The sequence below is a fragment of the Streptomyces tendae genome (genome assembly GCF_014650435.1).
In the GTDB taxonomy this organism is placed as follows: Bacteria; Actinomycetota; Actinomycetes; order Streptomycetales; family Streptomycetaceae; genus Streptomyces; species Streptomyces tendae.
Map to the genome: position 1 here is coordinate 303,286 of NZ_BMUY01000003.1, position 14,616 is coordinate 317,901.

A 14,616-nucleotide genomic window follows, 5' to 3' on the forward strand; every position below is an offset into this window, starting at 1 on the left:
GCTCCTACCGTTTCTGACAGGTGGGGCACCAGAAGAGGTTGCGGGCGGCGAGGTCGGCGGTGCGGACCGGGCTGCCGCAGAGGTGGCAGGGCTGGTTCGCCCGGCGGTAGACGTAGACCTCGCCGCCGTGGTCGTCGACGCGGGGCGGGCGGCCCATGGCCTCGGGGGTGTGCTCGGGGCGGACGGTGTCGATGCGGTTGTTCCGCACGCCCTCGCGCATGAGGGCGGTGAGGTCCTGCCAGATCGCGTCCCACTCGGCGCGGGTGAGGTCCTTGCCGGGGCGGTACGGGTCGATGCCGTGGCGGAAGAGGACCTCGGCGCGGTAGACGTTTCCGACGCCGGCGATGACCTTCTGGTCCATGAGCAGGGCGGCGACGGTGGTGCGGCTGCGGGAGATCCGGCGGCGGGCGGCCTCCGGGTCGGCGTCCGGGCGCAGGGGGTCGGGGCCGAGGCGGTCGTGTATCGCCTGCTTCTCCGGGGCCGTGATCAGGGCGCAGGTGGTGGGGCCGCGGAGGTCGACGTACGCGGTGTCGTTCGCGAGGCGGAGGCGGACGGTGTCCGTGGGCGGGGGCGCGGGGGCCGGGCCGAAGGTGACCTTGCCGAAGAGGCCGAGGTGGATGTGGACCCAGGCGGGGCTTTCCGCCGTGTCCTTGGCGGCGTCCTCGGCGGCGTGCTCGGCTGCCTGCTCGGCTGCGCCGAAGCCCAGGAAGAGGTGCTTGCCGTGGGCGTCGGCGGTGGTCAGGACGGTGCGGTCGAGGAGGGCGGCGGAGTCGGCGAACTTGCCCTGGGGGCTGGTGACGTGGACTGCCGTCCGGGCGAAGGCGGCGGTGTAGTCCTCGGCCAGTCGGTGAATCGTGTGGCCCTCTGGCACGGGTCTGTCCTTTCCTTGCGGGGTGCTCCGCCGGGTCTTTTCCTTGCCTTTGCCCACCCGCCCACCCGACTCGGTGGGTCGAGAGGCTCGACTTGCCGCGGGGCTCCGCCCCGCACCCCGGCGGGGACTCCGTCCCCTGCACCCCTGCGGGCCCGTTTCCCGACCCGGTGGGTTCGCGTCCCCGCCGGGCGACTTGCCCGGCGGAGAGGCGTGACCGCCCGGCAAGTTCGCGCCCCTGCCGCGCCGCGTGCACGGCGGGCAGACGTGGCCACCCGGCAAGTTCGCGCCCCTGCCGCGCCGCGTGCATGGCGGGGAGGCGTGGCCGCCCGGTGCGTTCGCGTCCCCGCCGCGTGCACGGCGGGCGGGCGTCGCCACCCGGCAGGTTCGTGTCCCTGCCGGGCGGCGTACATGGCGGGGAGGCGTGACCGCCCGGTGCGATCGCGTCCCCGCCGCGCCGCCTGCACGACGGACAGGCGTCGCCACCCGGCAGGTTCGCGTCCCCGCTGCGCGGTGTGCACGGCGGGCACCGTCGCCCGGCAGGTTCGCGGGCCGGCCGGCGGGCCGCTCCCGAGGGAGGCGGCCGGGGTCCTTACTGCTGGGGGTGGTGGGGCGGGATCGGCGGGAGGTCGCCCGTCGTTTCGTAGGACGTGAGCATGTCGATGCGGCGGATGTGGCGTTCGTCGCCGGAGAACGGGGTGGCGAGGAAGGTCTCGACGAACTTCGTCGCCTCGTCCTGCGTGTGCATGCGGGCGCCGACCGCGACGACGTTGGCGTTGTTGTGCTGGCGGCCCAGCGACGCCGTCTCCTCGCTCCAGGCCAGCGCCGCGCGCACGCCCTTCACCTTGTTCGCCGCGATCTGCTCGCCGTTGCCGGAGCCGCCGATCACGATGCCGAGGGCGCCCTGGTCCGCGGCCGTGCGCTCGGCGGCGCGCAGGCAGAAGGGCGGGTAGTCGTCCTGGGCGTCGTAGATGTGCGGGCCGCAGTCGACGGGCTCGTGCCCCGCCGTCTTGAGCCATTCGACGAGATGGTTCTTGAGTTCGAAGCCCGCATGGTCCGAGCCGAGATACACGCGCATGCGTCGAGTGTGACACGCGGACCAAGGCGCGGACGCTTCGGGTGGCGGCCATGAGAAAGGCTCGTGAAACTATGGAAGCTCAGGGAAAGCTCAAGTAACGATCCGGATTCAAAGGTTCCCGAATCCGTTCACCTCCGTTTCACTGGTCCGGCTCGTACACCGCTCGTACGGGAAAGTGCTCGACCGGCGCAAAGGAAACCTCCCCCCATGACTTCGCAGCCGACCTTGACCAAGCCCGAGGAGGGGCCCGCGGGCTCCTCAGGACCCGGGTCCGGGCTCCAGGCCGGGCTCAAGAACCGCCACCTCTCGATGATCGCCATCGGCGGCGTCATCGGGGCCGGGCTGTTCGTGGGCTCCAGCTCCGGGATCGCCACCGCGGGACCCGGCATCCTCCTCTCGTACGCCCTCGTCGGCACGCTCGTGGTGCTGGTGATGCGGATGCTCGGGGAGATGTCGGCCGCCAATCCGACCTCCGGGTCGTTCTCCGCCCATGCCGACCGGGCGCTCGGGCCCTGGGCCGGGTTCTCCATCGGCTGGCTCTACTGGTTCTTCTGGGTCGTGGTGCTGGCCGTGGAGGCGACGGCCGGGGCGAAGATCCTGGAAGGGTGGATCCCCGCCGTGCCGCAGTGGGGGTGGGCGCTGATCGTGATGGTCGTGCTGACCGCCACCAACCTCGCCTCCGTCGGCTCCTACGGCGAGTTCGAGTTCTGGTTCGCCGGGATCAAGGTCGTCGCCATCGCCGCGTTCATCGTGGTCGGCGGGCTGGCCGTCTTCGGCGTACTGCCCGGTGTGGACAGCGAGCAGGCGGGGCTGGGGAATCTGACCGAGCACGGCGGGTTCCTGCCGAACGGGGCCGGGGCCATCCTCACCGGTGTGCTGCTCGTGGTGTTCTCGTTCATGGGCAGCGAGATCCCCACCCTCGCCGCCGGTGAGTCCGAGGACCCGCAGCGGGCCGTCACCAAGGCGACCAACAGCATCATCTGGCGCATCGCCGTCTTCTACCTCGGCTCCATCTTCGTGGTGATCGCGCTGCTGCCCTGGGACTCGCAGTCGATCGTCGACAAGGGCTCGTACGTCGCCGCGCTGGACTCGCTCGGCATCGCGAACGCCGGTCAGATCATGAACTTCATCGTGCTGACGTCCGTGCTGTCCTGTCTGAACTCCGGGCTCTACACCGCTTCCCGCATGGCCTTCTCGCTGGGTGAGCGCGGTGACGCGCCGCGCGCCTTCGCCCGCACCACCCGGCGCGGGGTGCCGCGGACGGCGATCCTGGTGTCGGTGGTGTTCGGCTTCGTCGCCGTCTTCTTCAACTACGAGTTCCCGGACTCCGTCTTCCTCTTCCTGGTCAACTCCTCCGGCGCCGTGGCCCTCTTCGTGTGGCTGGTGATCTGCTTCTCGCAGCTGCGGATGCGCCGGATCATCCAGGCCGAGGCGCCGGAGAGGCTGGTGGTGCGGATGTGGCTGTTCCCCTATCTGACCTGGGCCGCCGCCGCCCTGATCGTCTTCGTGCTGGGCTACATGCTGACCGACACCGAGCACGACGGGCGCACCACGGTGCTGCTGTCGCTGCTGGTCGCCGCGCTGGTCCTCGTCGTCGCCTTCGTCAAGCAGCGGATCGCCAAGCGCCGGATCGCCGCGCGCGGGGCCGCCGCCGAGAAGGGCTAAGCGCTCCTGGACGAGAGAGGGGCCCGCCGGATCGCTGCTGCGATCCGGCGGGCCCCTCTCTCGTGGGCCTGCGGCCCGCTACCGCTTGTCGACCAGCTTCCAGGCGGTGGGCAGGACGCCCATCGCCAGCGCGGCCTTGAGCGCGTCGCCGATCAGGAACGGGGTGAGGCCGGCCGCGATCGCGGCGGTGAGGGACATGTCGGCGGCGAGGGCCAGGTAGGGCACACCGACGGCGTAGATGATCGCCTCGCCGAGCAGCATCGTGCCGGCCGTGCGCAGCACCGAGCGGTCGGCGCCGCGGCGGGCCAGGGCGCCCACGACCGTGACGGCGAGCAGCATGCCGAAGACGTAGCCGAGGGAGGGGGCGGCGGTGCCGGAGCCGCCCTCCGCGAACCACGGCATGCCCGCCATGCCGACCAGGGCGTACAGCGCGAGGGAGAGCAGGCCGCGGCGGGCGCCGAGCGCGGTGCCGACGAGCAGGGCCGCGAAGGTCTGGCCGGTCACCGGCACCGGGGAGCCGGGCACGGGCACCGCGATCTGGGCCGCGACGCCGGTGAGTACGGCGCCGCCCGCCACGAGCGCGACGTCCCGGACTCGGGAGGAGGGGATGAGGTCGGCGAGGACCTGCCCGGAGCGGCGGGCGGATACGGCAGCGGTGCTCATGGGGACTCCGCGGTGGTGTGGACATGTCGGGACACCGCGACGCTATCCCAGCGTCCGGGGCCGATCACCAGCAGCGCTCGACAAAGGCCCACGCGTGGGCTTGGTGGGCTCCCGACAAAGGGCGCGGGATACACGCGAACTCGGGTGACACCGGTCACCGAGGGGACGAGGCGGGCGTCACCAGTAAGCGGAATATTGCATTCGGATGATCACATTCCGTATCCGGGACGTCCGTATCGTGGGCAGCCGCTGTCGCCGGGCGGCACGAGACCCGAAACTGTGGGCGCTTTTGCCCTGCCCCAAGCCCCCCACGCATTGGACGAGCCGCTCGATGTCCAACAGCACCACCACCGAGGCGCCCCAGCAGCCGGTGGACTCCTCCCTCTCCCACGGCCTCAAGCAGCGCCACCTGTCGATGATCGCCCTCGGCGGGGTGATCGGCGCCGGGCTGTTCGTCGGCTCGGGCGCCGGTATCGCCGCCGCCGGGCCCTCGATCGTCGTCGCCTACACGCTCTCCGGTCTCCTCGTGATGCTGGTGATGCGGATGCTGGGCGAGATGTCCGCCGCGTATCCGTCCTCCGGTTCCTTCTCCGCCCATGCCGAGCGGGCGATCGGCCCGTGGGCCGGCTTCACCGCGGGCTGGGCGTTCTGGGTGCTGCTGTGCACGGCCGTCGGCCTGGAGGGCATCGGTGCCGCCCAGATCGTGCACGGCTGGCTGCCGGGCACGCCCGAGTGGGCTTGGGTGGCGCTGTTCATGGTGGTGTTCTGCGGCACGAACCTGGCCGCCGTGAAGAACTTCGGCGAGTTCGAGTTCTGGTTCGCCGCCCTCAAGGTCGGCGCGATCTCGCTCTTCCTGGTGCTGGGCGTGCTGGCGATCTGCGGCGTCCTGCCGGGCAGCGACTCCCCCGGCACCTCCCACCTGGGCGACTTCCTGCCCAACGGCGGCAACGGTCTGATCATCGGCCTGCTCGCCTCGGTGTTCGCCTACGGCGGCCTGGAGACGGTGACCATCGCGGCCGCCGAGTCGGAGAACCCGGTCAAGGGCGTGGCGAGTGCCGTGCGGACGGCGATGTGGCGCATCGCGCTGTTCTACATCGGCTCGATGGCGGTCATCGTGACCCTGGTCCCGTGGGACTCCCCCGAGGTCGTCGAGAAGGGCCCGTACGTCGCGGCCCTCGACGAGCTGGGCATCCCGGGTGCGGGCCAGCTCATGAACGTCGTGGTCCTGGTCGCGCTGCTGAGCGCGATGAACGCCAACATCTACGGCGCCTCACGCATCGGTTACTCGCTGGTCGAGCGCGGCCAGGGCCCGAAGGCGCTGGGCCGGGTGTCGGGCGGGGTGCCGCGGGTCGCGGTGCTGGTCTCCTCCCTCTTCGGCTTCGGCTGCGTGCTGCTCAGCTACTGGCGGCCGGACGACGTCTTCTCCTGGCTGCTGAACATGATCGGCGCGGTCATCCTGGTCGTCTGGATCTTCATCGCCGCCGCGCAGCTGCGGCTGCGGCGCCGTCTGGAGCGGGAGGCGCCCGAGAAGCTGGTCGTGCGCATGTGGGGCTTCCCGTGGCTGACCTGGGTGGCGCTGGCGGGCATGGCCGCGGTGTTCGTGCTGATGGCCCGCGAGCCGGACACCCGGGTGCAGCTGTACTCGACGGGCGGGATGACGCTGGCCCTGGCGGCCGTCGGCTACGCCCGGCAGCGGCGGGGAGCGGCCCGGCGCTAGCCCGACGTCAGGCCACCGTCAGGGCCCGCCCCGGTCCCGGCGTCCAGACTTCTCCCGAGGGCCCCCGCACGGACACGTGCGGGGGCCCTTTCGTCTGCGTCGGACCGCCCCTCCACGCCTTCGGGACCTCTTGCTGCTAGCGTGCAGTTGCAAGCCTTTTGCAATAAGAGGTCTGAGGGGATCCGCCATGTCCGTCTACACGCTTCCTGAACTGCCGTACGACTACTCCGCGCTGGCGCCCGTGATCAGCCCCGAGATCATCGAGCTGCACCACGACAAGCACCACGCGGCCTACGTCAAGGGCGCCAACGACACACTCGAGCAGCTCGCCGAGGCGCGGGACAAGGAGACGTGGGGCTCGATCAACGGCCTGGAGAAGAACCTGGCCTTCCACCTCTCCGGCCACATCCTGCACTCGATCTACTGGCACAACATGACCGGCGACGGCGGCGGCGAGCCCCTGGCCGCCGACGGTGTCGGTGACCTCGCCGACGCGATCGCCGAGTCCTTCGGCTCCTTCGCCGGATTCAAGGCGCAGCTGACCAAGGCCGCCGCGACCACCCAGGGTTCGGGCTGGGGCGTGCTGGCGTACGAGCCGCTGAGCGGCCGGCTGATCGTCGAGCAGATCTACGACCACCAGGGCAACGTCGGTCAGGGCTCCACCCCGATCCTGGTCTTCGACGCCTGGGAGCACGCCTTCTACCTGCAGTACAAGAACCAGAAGGTCGACTTCATCGACGCCATGTGGGCCGTCGTCAACTGGCAGGACGTGGCCAGGCGCTACGAGGCCGCCAAGTCCCGCACCAACACCCTGCTGCTGGCCCCCTGAGAGCCGGCCCCCGATCGCCCTGCCTCGTGATCGTCTTCTCAACCTTCACCGGGCAGGCGGAATGAGGAGAGCCCCCGCGAGGACGTGACTCGCGGGGGCTCTCCGTCTCCCCGACGGTCCTTGCCGTCTCCCCCGGTGGTCCTTCCCGTCTCGCCCGTCGGTCGCCGTCTGGGCAGGGCGGTGCCGCTTTGCTAGCTTCGAACACATGGTTGCCCAGGCCCGGAACTTCACGTCGCGTCGCTATGTCGACCTGCGACGCCAGGGCACCGCCACCTGTCGCCGTCCTCGCGTGAGCTGACGGGGCACCACACCCGGGTGCACCCGTCGCACGAGTCAGCAGATCCGTGAGGCGGGCGGGGTGGAACCGGCGCGCCTCCGACCGATCAGACGGCGCAGTGTCGGACCGTTCCGGAGGAGAACCACCCATGCCCCGTACCGCGGCAACCCTGACCGCTTCCCCCGTGCCGCGCGGCGCGGGCCACGGCCGGCGGCGGGCCACCGCCGGCGTCGTCCTGCGCTCCGTGCTGGAGCACGGGCCGGTGGCGCGCAGCACCATCGCCCGGCTGACCGGGCTGTCCCCGGCGTCCGTGACGGACTACTGCGCGCACTTCACCCGGCTCGGACTGGTCCGCGAGGCCGAGCCGCCGCGGCGCGCGAAGGGGGCGGGCCGCCCGCACGTGCCGCTGGACCTCGACGACTCGCGGTTCGTGGTCGGCGGGGTGCACGTGGCCGTCCCGTACACCACGGTCGCGCTGCTCGATCTGCGCGGCCGGGTGGTGCGGCAGCGGGAACTGAAGCACGGGCGGACCGACCCGCCGTGGGTGCTGGACCGCGCGGCGCGGGCGCTGGCGGCGATGCTGGCCGAGGTCCGGGACGTCCGCCCGCTCGGGGTGGGGGTGGCGGCCGGCGGCTGGGTCGACCGGGACTCCGGCGTGGTCGTCGAGCACGGGCTGCTGGGCTGGCGCGACGTGCCGGTGCGGGAGATGCTCGGCGCCCGCACCGGGCTGCCGGTCCATGTCGACGGCCACGCACGGGCGTTGGTCAACGGCGAGCGGCTCTTCGGGCGGGCCCGGGGCAGCGGGAGCGTGCTGCACCTCTTCGTCGGCAACGTGGTGGACGCGGCGTTCGCCACCCACGACGAGGTGCACCACGGGCCGCGTTCGCAGGCGGGCACGATCGCGCACCTGCCGGTGCCGGGCGGCGACGAGCCGTGCCCGTGCGGCGGTACCGGCTGCCTCCAGGCGGAGTTGGGCGAGCGGACCCTGTGCCGCCGGGCCCGCGCGGCCGGGATCAGCGACGGGGTCAATCCGCGACACGTGCTCGCCGCGGCGAACGCGGGCGACCCGGTGGCGGCCGCGCTGCTGCTGGAGAGGTCGCGGGCGACCGGCCGGGCGGTGGGGCTGCTGACGGACGTCCTCAACCCGGAGACGGTGGTGGTGACCGAGATCGGCGCCATGCACCGGGAGGACTGCCTGGCCGCGCTGCGGGAGGCGGTCGGCACGGAACGCGCGGCGGACGTCTTCGCCACGAGTTTTCCCGATTCCGTGCTGGCCGTCGCCGGCGGCTCGGTCGTTCTGGACGTGCTCTACCGGGATCCGCTGGGCGCTTCGGCCGAGGCCAATTAATTCAGAAACGCGGAATGTTGACACGGATCACCGAGGACCGGAAGCATTCACCCCATGAGCTGTCGCACCCTCTGTTGCTGACGCCCCGGCGCGCCCGGTGCGCGTATCCCGCTGCGTGAATTCCCTTTTCCGTCGCCGGAATTCCGCATGCCTCACTGCCCGGCACCACCTTGCTGTGCCGATTTCCGTCTTCCCGGCTGCCGTCGTGCCCCGCCGTGCCCCGTCCGTATGAATCAGGGAGTCCTCCCATGCCCCCTCCACCTGCCACAGGCCTCGACCGCCGCCTCTTCCTCACCTCGCTGATCGGTGCCTCGGCAGCCGTCGCCGGGCTCGGCGGCTGCGCCGACGGCAGTGCCGCCGCCGAGACGAAGGGCGCCTCCACCGCTCCGCTGGCCGACAAGGTGCCCGAGGGCACCAGTCTGAAGATCTCCTCCTATCAGAACACCCAGCAGATCCAGTTCGAACTGGCCCGGCTGAAGGTTCCGTTCGAGGTGTCGGACTGGCTGAACATCGGGGCGGGACCCGACGTCATCAACGCCTTCCGGGCGAACTCCCTGGACCTCGCCAACAACGCGGGAATTCCACCGATCCAGGCCCATTACCAGGGTTTCAAGGCGAAGATCGTCGCAATCAACGTCACTCGTAAACCGAACTACCTGTTCGCCACGAAACCCGGCAGCGACATCCGCACCCCGGCCGACTTCGAGGGCCGGAAGCTGGCCTTCTCCCAGGGGCAGGCGCAGGGCGTCGTGCTGCTGCGGGCGCTGAAGAAGGCCGGGCTCGCCTACGACCAGGTGGAACTGGTGCCGCTGACCAGCAACCAGTTCCTGACCGCGCTCCAGTCCGGCCAGGTGGACATCGCACCGCTCGCCAACAGCCAGGCGCCCGCCTATCTGAACCAGTACGGGTCCAAGGGCGCGCACACCATCGAGACCGACGTGGTCGACCTGCTCAGCCTGCTGTGGGCACCGCAGTCCGTACTGAACGACCGCGCGAAGGCCGCCGCCGTCGCCGCCTACATCCCGCAGTGGGTCAAGGGGCTCGTCTGGACGTGGGAGCACCCGGACCAGTGGAACAGGGAGTACTACGTCAAGACGCAGAACCTGACCCTCGCGCAGGCTCAGGCCGTCACCGACCTGGCCAACAAGCCGCTGTTCCCGCCGAGCTGGGACGAGGCGATCGCCTGGGAGCAGGAGACGGCGGACCTGCTGGCGGAGGGCGGCTTCGTGAAGGAGTTCGACGTGACACAGCTCTTCGACCGCCGCTTCGAGGCCATCGCGGCACGGGCCGCGACGGCGGAGTACCGGAGGTGAGCGCCGTGACCACCACCCTCGCGACCGCCGAGAGCGCGGTCACCGTCGCCGAGGACGCCCACCAGGTGCGCAGGCGCCGCCGCCTCTCGCCCGGGAAGCAGTGGCCGGCCGCCCGGCTCGCCGGACCGCTGCTGGTGGTCGTCCTGTGGACGGCCGCCTCCGCCGCCGGCACGCTGGATCCCGGCGCGATCCCGGCGCCCTGGACGGTGGCGGAGACGGCCGGCCGGCTGTGGTCGGACGGGACGCTCGCCACCGACGTCGTCACCTCGCTGCGCCGGGCGGCGATCGGGTTCTCGATCGGGCTGGGCGCCGGGGTGCTGCTGGCGCTGGCCGCCGGGCTCAGCCGGGTGGGCGACGCCCTGATCGACGGGACGGTGCAGCTCAACCGGGCCGTTCCGACGCTGGGCCTGATCCCGCTGTTCATTCTGTGGCTGGGCATCGGGGAGACCTTCAAGATCGCCATCATCGCGATCGTCGTGTACATCCCGATGTACCTGAACACGCACGCCGCGCTGTCCGGCATCGACAGCCGCTACGTCGAACTGGCCGAGGTGCAGGGGCTGTCCCGGCTGCGGTTCATCCGCCAGGTGGTGATCCCCGGTTCGCTGCCCGGCTTCTTCGTGGGGCTCCGGCTCAGTGTCACCGGTTCCTGGCTGGGCCTGGTGGTGCTGGAGCAGATCAACGCCACCAGCGGCCTCGGCTACATGATGTTCCAGGCCCAGAACTACGGCCAGACGGACGTGATCCTCGTCGGCCTGCTGATCTACGGCGTCTTCGGCCTGGTCTCCGACAGCGTGGTCCGTCTGATCGAGCGGAGGGTGCTGTCGTGGCGACGCACACTGAGCAGCTGACCCGTCCGGCCGTCCGGCTGCACGGCCTGACCAGGTCCTTCCAGGGCCGTACGGTGCTCGACGGCATCGACCTCGAACTGCCCGCGGGCCAGTTCACCGCGCTGCTGGGGCACAGCGGGTCCGGCAAGAGCACGCTGCTGCGGGCCGTGGCCGGACTGGACCACGGCGTCGAGGGCGAGGGGCGGCTGTCGGCGCCGGAGCGGGGGTCGGTGGTCTTCCAGGACTCCCGGCTGCTGCCCTGGTCCCGGGTGCTGGACAACGTGCTGCTGGGCGCGGAGGGCAAGGAGGCCGCCGAGCGCGGCCGGGCCGCCCTGGCCGAGGTCGGTCTCGCGGGACGCGAACGGGCCTGGCCCGGGGAGCTGTCCGGCGGCGAGGCACAGCGGGCGGCGCTGGCCCGGGCCCTGGTGCGGGAGCCGCAACTGCTCCTCGCCGACGAGCCGTTCGGCGCGCTGGACGCCCTGACCCGGATCAGGATGCACAACCTGCTGCGGGAGCTGTGGAAGCGCCACCGGCCATCGGTGCTGCTGGTCACCCACGACGTCGACGAGGCGATCGTGCTCGCCGACCGGGTGCTGGTGCTGGAGAACGGCCGTATCGGCCTCGACCTGACCATCGACCGCCCCCATCCGCGCTCCTACCGGGAGCCGAAGCTGGGCGAGTACCGGGAGCGGCTGCTGGCCGCCCTGGGCGTGACGGAGGACCACTGATGACCCGCCGGCTGCACCTGAACGCGTTCCTGATGAACACCGGTCACCACGAGGCGTCCTGGCGGCTGCCGGAGAGCGACCCGTACGCCCATGTGAGCCTCGCGCACTACGTGGACCTGGCCCGGACCGCCGAGCGCGGCACGTTCGACTCGCTGTTCCTCGCCGACGGACCGCAGCTGTGGAGCAACCTCGCGCAGCGGCCGGCCGGCGCGCTGGAACCGCTCACCCTGCTGACCGCGCTGGCCACGGCGACCGAGCACATCGGTCTCATCGCCACGGCCTCCACCTCCTACAACTCGCCCTACAACCTGGCCCGCAGGTTCGCCTCGCTGGACATCGTCAGCGGCGGCCGGGCGGGCTGGAACATCGTCACCACCGCGGGGGCCGAGGCGGCCCGCAACTTCGGTCTGGACGCCGAGCCCGCGCACGCCGAACGCTACGCACGCGCCGCCGAGTTCGTGGACGTGGCGCTGAAGCTGTGGGACAGCTGGGAGGACGACGCGATCCTCGCCGACAAGGCGGCCGGCGTGTGGGGCGACGACAGCCGCATCCACCCGCCGCGCCACCGGGGGACGTACTTCGGCGTCGAGGGCGCGCTCAACGTGCCCCGCACCCCGCAGGGCTACCCGCTGCTGGTGCAGGCCGGGTCCTCGACGGACGGCAAGGTGTTCGCGGCCCGGTACGCGGAGGCGGTGTTCACCGCGCAGCAGACGCTCGAGGACGCGCGGTCCTTCTACGCCGACGTCAAGAGCCGCACCCGGCTCGCGGGGCGTGATCCGGAGCACCTCAAGGTGCTGCCGGGCATCGTCCCGGTGATCGGGTCCACCGAGGCGGAGGCACGCGCCGCGGAGCAGGTCCTGGAGGACCACATCGTGCACACGCACGGCGTGCGGCGCCTGGAGGACCTGCTGCGGCTGCAGCCCGGCACCCTGGACCTGGACGGTCCGCTGCCGGACGACCTGCCGCCGGAGAGCGCCATCGAGGGCGCCAAGAGCCGCTACACACTGATCGTGGAGCTGGCCCGGCGCGAGAGCCTGACCGTGCGGCAGCTGATCGGGCGGCTCGGCGGCGGGCGCGGCCACCTCACCTTCACCGGGACCCCGGAGCAGGTGGCCGACGAGATCGAGACGTGGTTCACCCGGGGTGCGGCCGACGGCTTCAACATCATGCCGCCGGTGCTGCCCTCGGGCCTGGAGACTTTCGTGGACCACGTCGTCCCGATCCTGCGCGAGCGCGGCCTGCTGCGCACCGCGTACGGGCCACGGCAGACCCTGCGCGAGCGCTACGGGCTGCCCCGGCCCCGCAACCAGTACGTCAGCGACGTCGCCGAACTCCCCGGCTCGGCCACGGCCGGGGCGCCGGCCGCACTCACCCGTATCTGAGAGAGGAACCCGCCATGAGCGATCTGCGGATCACCAAGATCACCTCCCGTATCGGCGCGAAGGTGTCCGGCGTCGACATCGCCCGGCCGCCGGCCGCGGCCACCGTCACCGCGCTGGGTGCCGCCCTGGCCGAGCACAAGGCGCTGGTCTTCGACGACGTGGACCTCGACGACGAGGGCCAGCAGGCCTTCGTGCGCGCCTTCGGGGACCTGACCACCGCCCACCCGACGGTCGGCGCCGTGGACGGCGCCCCGAACGTGCTGCCGGTGGACAGCGAGCGGGGCCGTGCCAACCACTGGCACACCGACGTCACCTTCGTCCTCAATCCGCCGCAGGCCACCTCGCTGCGCAGCCTGACGGTCCCGCCGTACGGCGGCGAGACGCTGATCGCGTCCTCGGCGGGCGCCTACCGGGACCTGCCCGAGCCGCTGCGGCGGCTGGCCGACGGCCTGTGGGCGGAGCACACCAACGACTACGACTACGCGGTGGCGGACGAGGACATCGACGCGGAGAAGGCCGCGCAGCGGTCCCGGTTCACCTCGATCAAGTACCGCACGGCCCACCCGGTGGTGCGGGTCCACCCGCTGACCGGTGAGCGCGGACTGTTCATCGGCGGGTTCGCGCAGCGGATCGTGGGCCTGTCGGTGGGCGAGTCGCGCAAGCTGCTCGAACTGCTCCAGTCATACGTCACCCGCCCGGAGAACGTGCTGCGGCACCGCTGGTCGGAGAACCAGCTGGTGCTGTTCGACAACCGGATCACCCAGCACTACGCCGTCGACAACTACGACGGCCGGCCGCGCCGGCTGCACCGGGTGACGCTGGCCGGCCCCGTGCCGGTGGGCATCGAGGGCAAGGAGAGCTACTCGATCGAGGGGGACGCCTCGCACTACACCCCGGTCGCCGCGTAACGGCGGTCGGGACCCGGCACCTGCGAGCGCAGGGGTAGGGCGCCTCCTCGGGGGGAAATGACTCACCGTTCACCCGAGGAGGCGCTCATGGCGTACGTACGGTGTCCGAACTGCGGCGACACGATGCACGAGTTCCGCGACCTGGAGGGGGACGAGGAGAAGGCGGCGGCGCGGCGGGCGCTCGGCGAACTGCCGGCCGGGGAGGTCTTCGTCGCCAAGGCCTACCACCGCTGCACGTACAACGGCTGCCGCCGGATCCAGCGCAAGGACCGGTGGTGGGTCGGCGCGACGCTGCCCGAGGAGGACTGACCGCCCGCCCCGTGACCCCGCGTCCCCGAGGAGGGGGCGCGGGGACACGCGTGCCCTGCTCAGAGGTTGCTGAAGTCGGGGCCCTTGGTGCGGGTGCGCTTGATCTCGTAGAAGCCCGGCACGGAGGCCACGGCCAGCGTGCCGTCCCAGAGCTTGGCGGCGTCCTCGCCCTTGGGGGCGGGGGTGACGACCGGGCCGAAGAAGGCGAGCTGCTCGCCGTCGGCGCCGGGCACGGCGATGACCGGGGTGCCGACCTCCTGGCCGACCTTGTCGATGCCCTCCTTGTGGGAGGCGCGCAACTGGGGCTCGTAGGGGGTGTCGTCCCAGTGGTCCATGAGGGACTCGGGCAGGCCGACATCCTTCAGGGCCGCGGCGACGGTGTCCCGGCCGGGGCCCTCCTCCCGGTTGTGGATGCGGGTGCCGAGCGCCGTGTAGAGGTCGCCGAGCACCTCGCGGCCGTGCTCCTCCTGGGCCGCGATGACGACGCGGACCGGGCCCCATGCCTTGACCTCCAGCATCTCGCGGTAGTCCGCGGGCAGCTCGTCGAGCTTGTCCTCGTTGAGGACGGCCAGGCTCATCAGGTGCCAGTGGACCTCGATGTCCCTGACCTTCTCCACCTCCAGGACCCAGCGCGAGGTCATCCAGGCCCAGGGGCACAGGGGGTCGAACCAGAAGTCGACGGGCGTCTTCTCCGACATGTC

General features: G+C 71.6%; 14 protein-coding genes. 10 read left to right on the forward strand and 4 right to left on the reverse strand.

The genetic code is table 11. The annotated features are described in order from the left end of the window. Nucleotides 1-4: 4 nt before the first annotated feature. Nucleotides 5-871, reverse strand: coding sequence for an Fpg/Nei family DNA glycosylase (locus IE258_RS10065; RefSeq protein WP_189741773.1), 867 nt, complete (start codon nt 869-871; stop codon nt 5-7). A gap of 589 nt (nt 872-1,460) precedes the next feature. Continuing rightward, a complete protein-coding gene (locus IE258_RS10070; protein WP_159329542.1) occupies nt 1,461-1,946 on the reverse strand; it encodes a ribose-5-phosphate isomerase in 486 nt (161 codons plus the stop codon). Between the two features lie 207 nt (nt 1,947-2,153). On the opposite strand from IE258_RS10070, the gene IE258_RS10075 reads away from it, so the two are divergent. Beyond that, nucleotides 2,154-3,611, forward strand: coding sequence for an amino acid permease (locus IE258_RS10075; protein WP_189741778.1), 1,458 nt, complete (start codon nt 2,154-2,156; stop codon nt 3,609-3,611). Nucleotides 3,612-3,689: 78 nt separating this feature from the next. Here IE258_RS10075 and IE258_RS10080 read toward each other — a convergent pair whose 3' ends face one another. Further along, entirely contained in the window at nt 3,690-4,274 is a 585-nt protein-coding gene (locus tag IE258_RS10080) for a biotin transporter BioY (protein WP_127896287.1), read from the reverse strand. Between the two features lie 331 nt (nt 4,275-4,605). On the opposite strand from IE258_RS10080, the gene IE258_RS10085 reads away from it, so the two are divergent. The 9 genes from IE258_RS10085 (at nt 4,606) to IE258_RS10125 (ending at nt 13,915) form a co-directional block, all read left to right on the forward strand. Further along, a complete protein-coding gene (locus IE258_RS10085) occupies nt 4,606-5,991 on the forward strand; it encodes an amino acid permease (protein ID WP_189741781.1) in 1,386 nt (461 codons plus the stop codon). Nucleotides 5,992-6,178: 187 nt separating this feature from the next. After that, nucleotides 6,179-6,820 carry a superoxide dismutase gene (locus IE258_RS10090; protein ID WP_189741784.1) on the forward strand — a complete coding sequence of 214 codons (642 nt, stop codon included), beginning with the start codon at nt 6,179-6,181 and terminating at the stop codon, nt 6,818-6,820. A 425-nt stretch (nt 6,821-7,245) separates the two neighbouring features. Next, nucleotides 7,246-8,445 (forward strand): ROK family protein, encoded by a 1,200-nt coding sequence (locus IE258_RS10095; protein ID WP_189741787.1) that lies wholly within the window; start codon nt 7,246-7,248, stop codon nt 8,443-8,445. Nucleotides 8,446-8,693: 248 nt separating this feature from the next. Continuing rightward, a complete protein-coding gene (locus IE258_RS10100) occupies nt 8,694-9,758 on the forward strand; it encodes an ABC transporter substrate-binding protein (protein ID WP_189741790.1) in 1,065 nt (354 codons plus the stop codon). Then, entirely contained in the window at nt 9,755-10,609 is an 855-nt protein-coding gene (locus tag IE258_RS10105; RefSeq protein ID WP_189741794.1) for an ABC transporter permease, read from the forward strand. The genes IE258_RS10100 and IE258_RS10105 overlap by 4 nt, the downstream gene beginning before the upstream one ends. Then, nucleotides 10,585-11,316: an ABC transporter ATP-binding protein gene (locus IE258_RS10110; protein ID WP_189741797.1), complete on the forward strand. Its 732-nt coding sequence runs from the start codon at nt 10,585-10,587 to the stop codon at nt 11,314-11,316. Before IE258_RS10105 ends, IE258_RS10110 begins: the two co-directional genes overlap by 25 nt. Further along, complete coding sequence (locus IE258_RS10115; protein ID WP_189741800.1) at nt 11,316-12,698, forward strand: LLM class flavin-dependent oxidoreductase; 1,383 nt, start codon at nt 11,316-11,318, stop codon at nt 12,696-12,698. Before IE258_RS10110 ends, IE258_RS10115 begins: the two co-directional genes overlap by 1 nt. A 14-nt stretch (nt 12,699-12,712) precedes the next feature. Beyond that, nucleotides 12,713-13,606, forward strand: coding sequence for a TauD/TfdA dioxygenase family protein (locus IE258_RS10120; protein ID WP_189741803.1), 894 nt, complete (start codon nt 12,713-12,715; stop codon nt 13,604-13,606). Nucleotides 13,607-13,693: 87 nt separating this feature from the next. Then, nucleotides 13,694-13,915, forward strand: a complete 222-nt coding sequence (locus tag IE258_RS10125; protein WP_087809332.1) for a hypothetical protein — start codon at nt 13,694-13,696, stop codon at nt 13,913-13,915. Nucleotides 13,916-13,974: 59 nt separating this feature from the next. Here IE258_RS10125 and IE258_RS10130 read toward each other — a convergent pair whose 3' ends face one another. Then, complete coding sequence (locus IE258_RS10130; protein WP_164458178.1) at nt 13,975-14,613, reverse strand: mycothiol-dependent nitroreductase Rv2466c family protein; 639 nt, start codon at nt 14,611-14,613, stop codon at nt 13,975-13,977. Between the last annotated feature and the right edge of the window lie 3 nt (nt 14,614-14,616).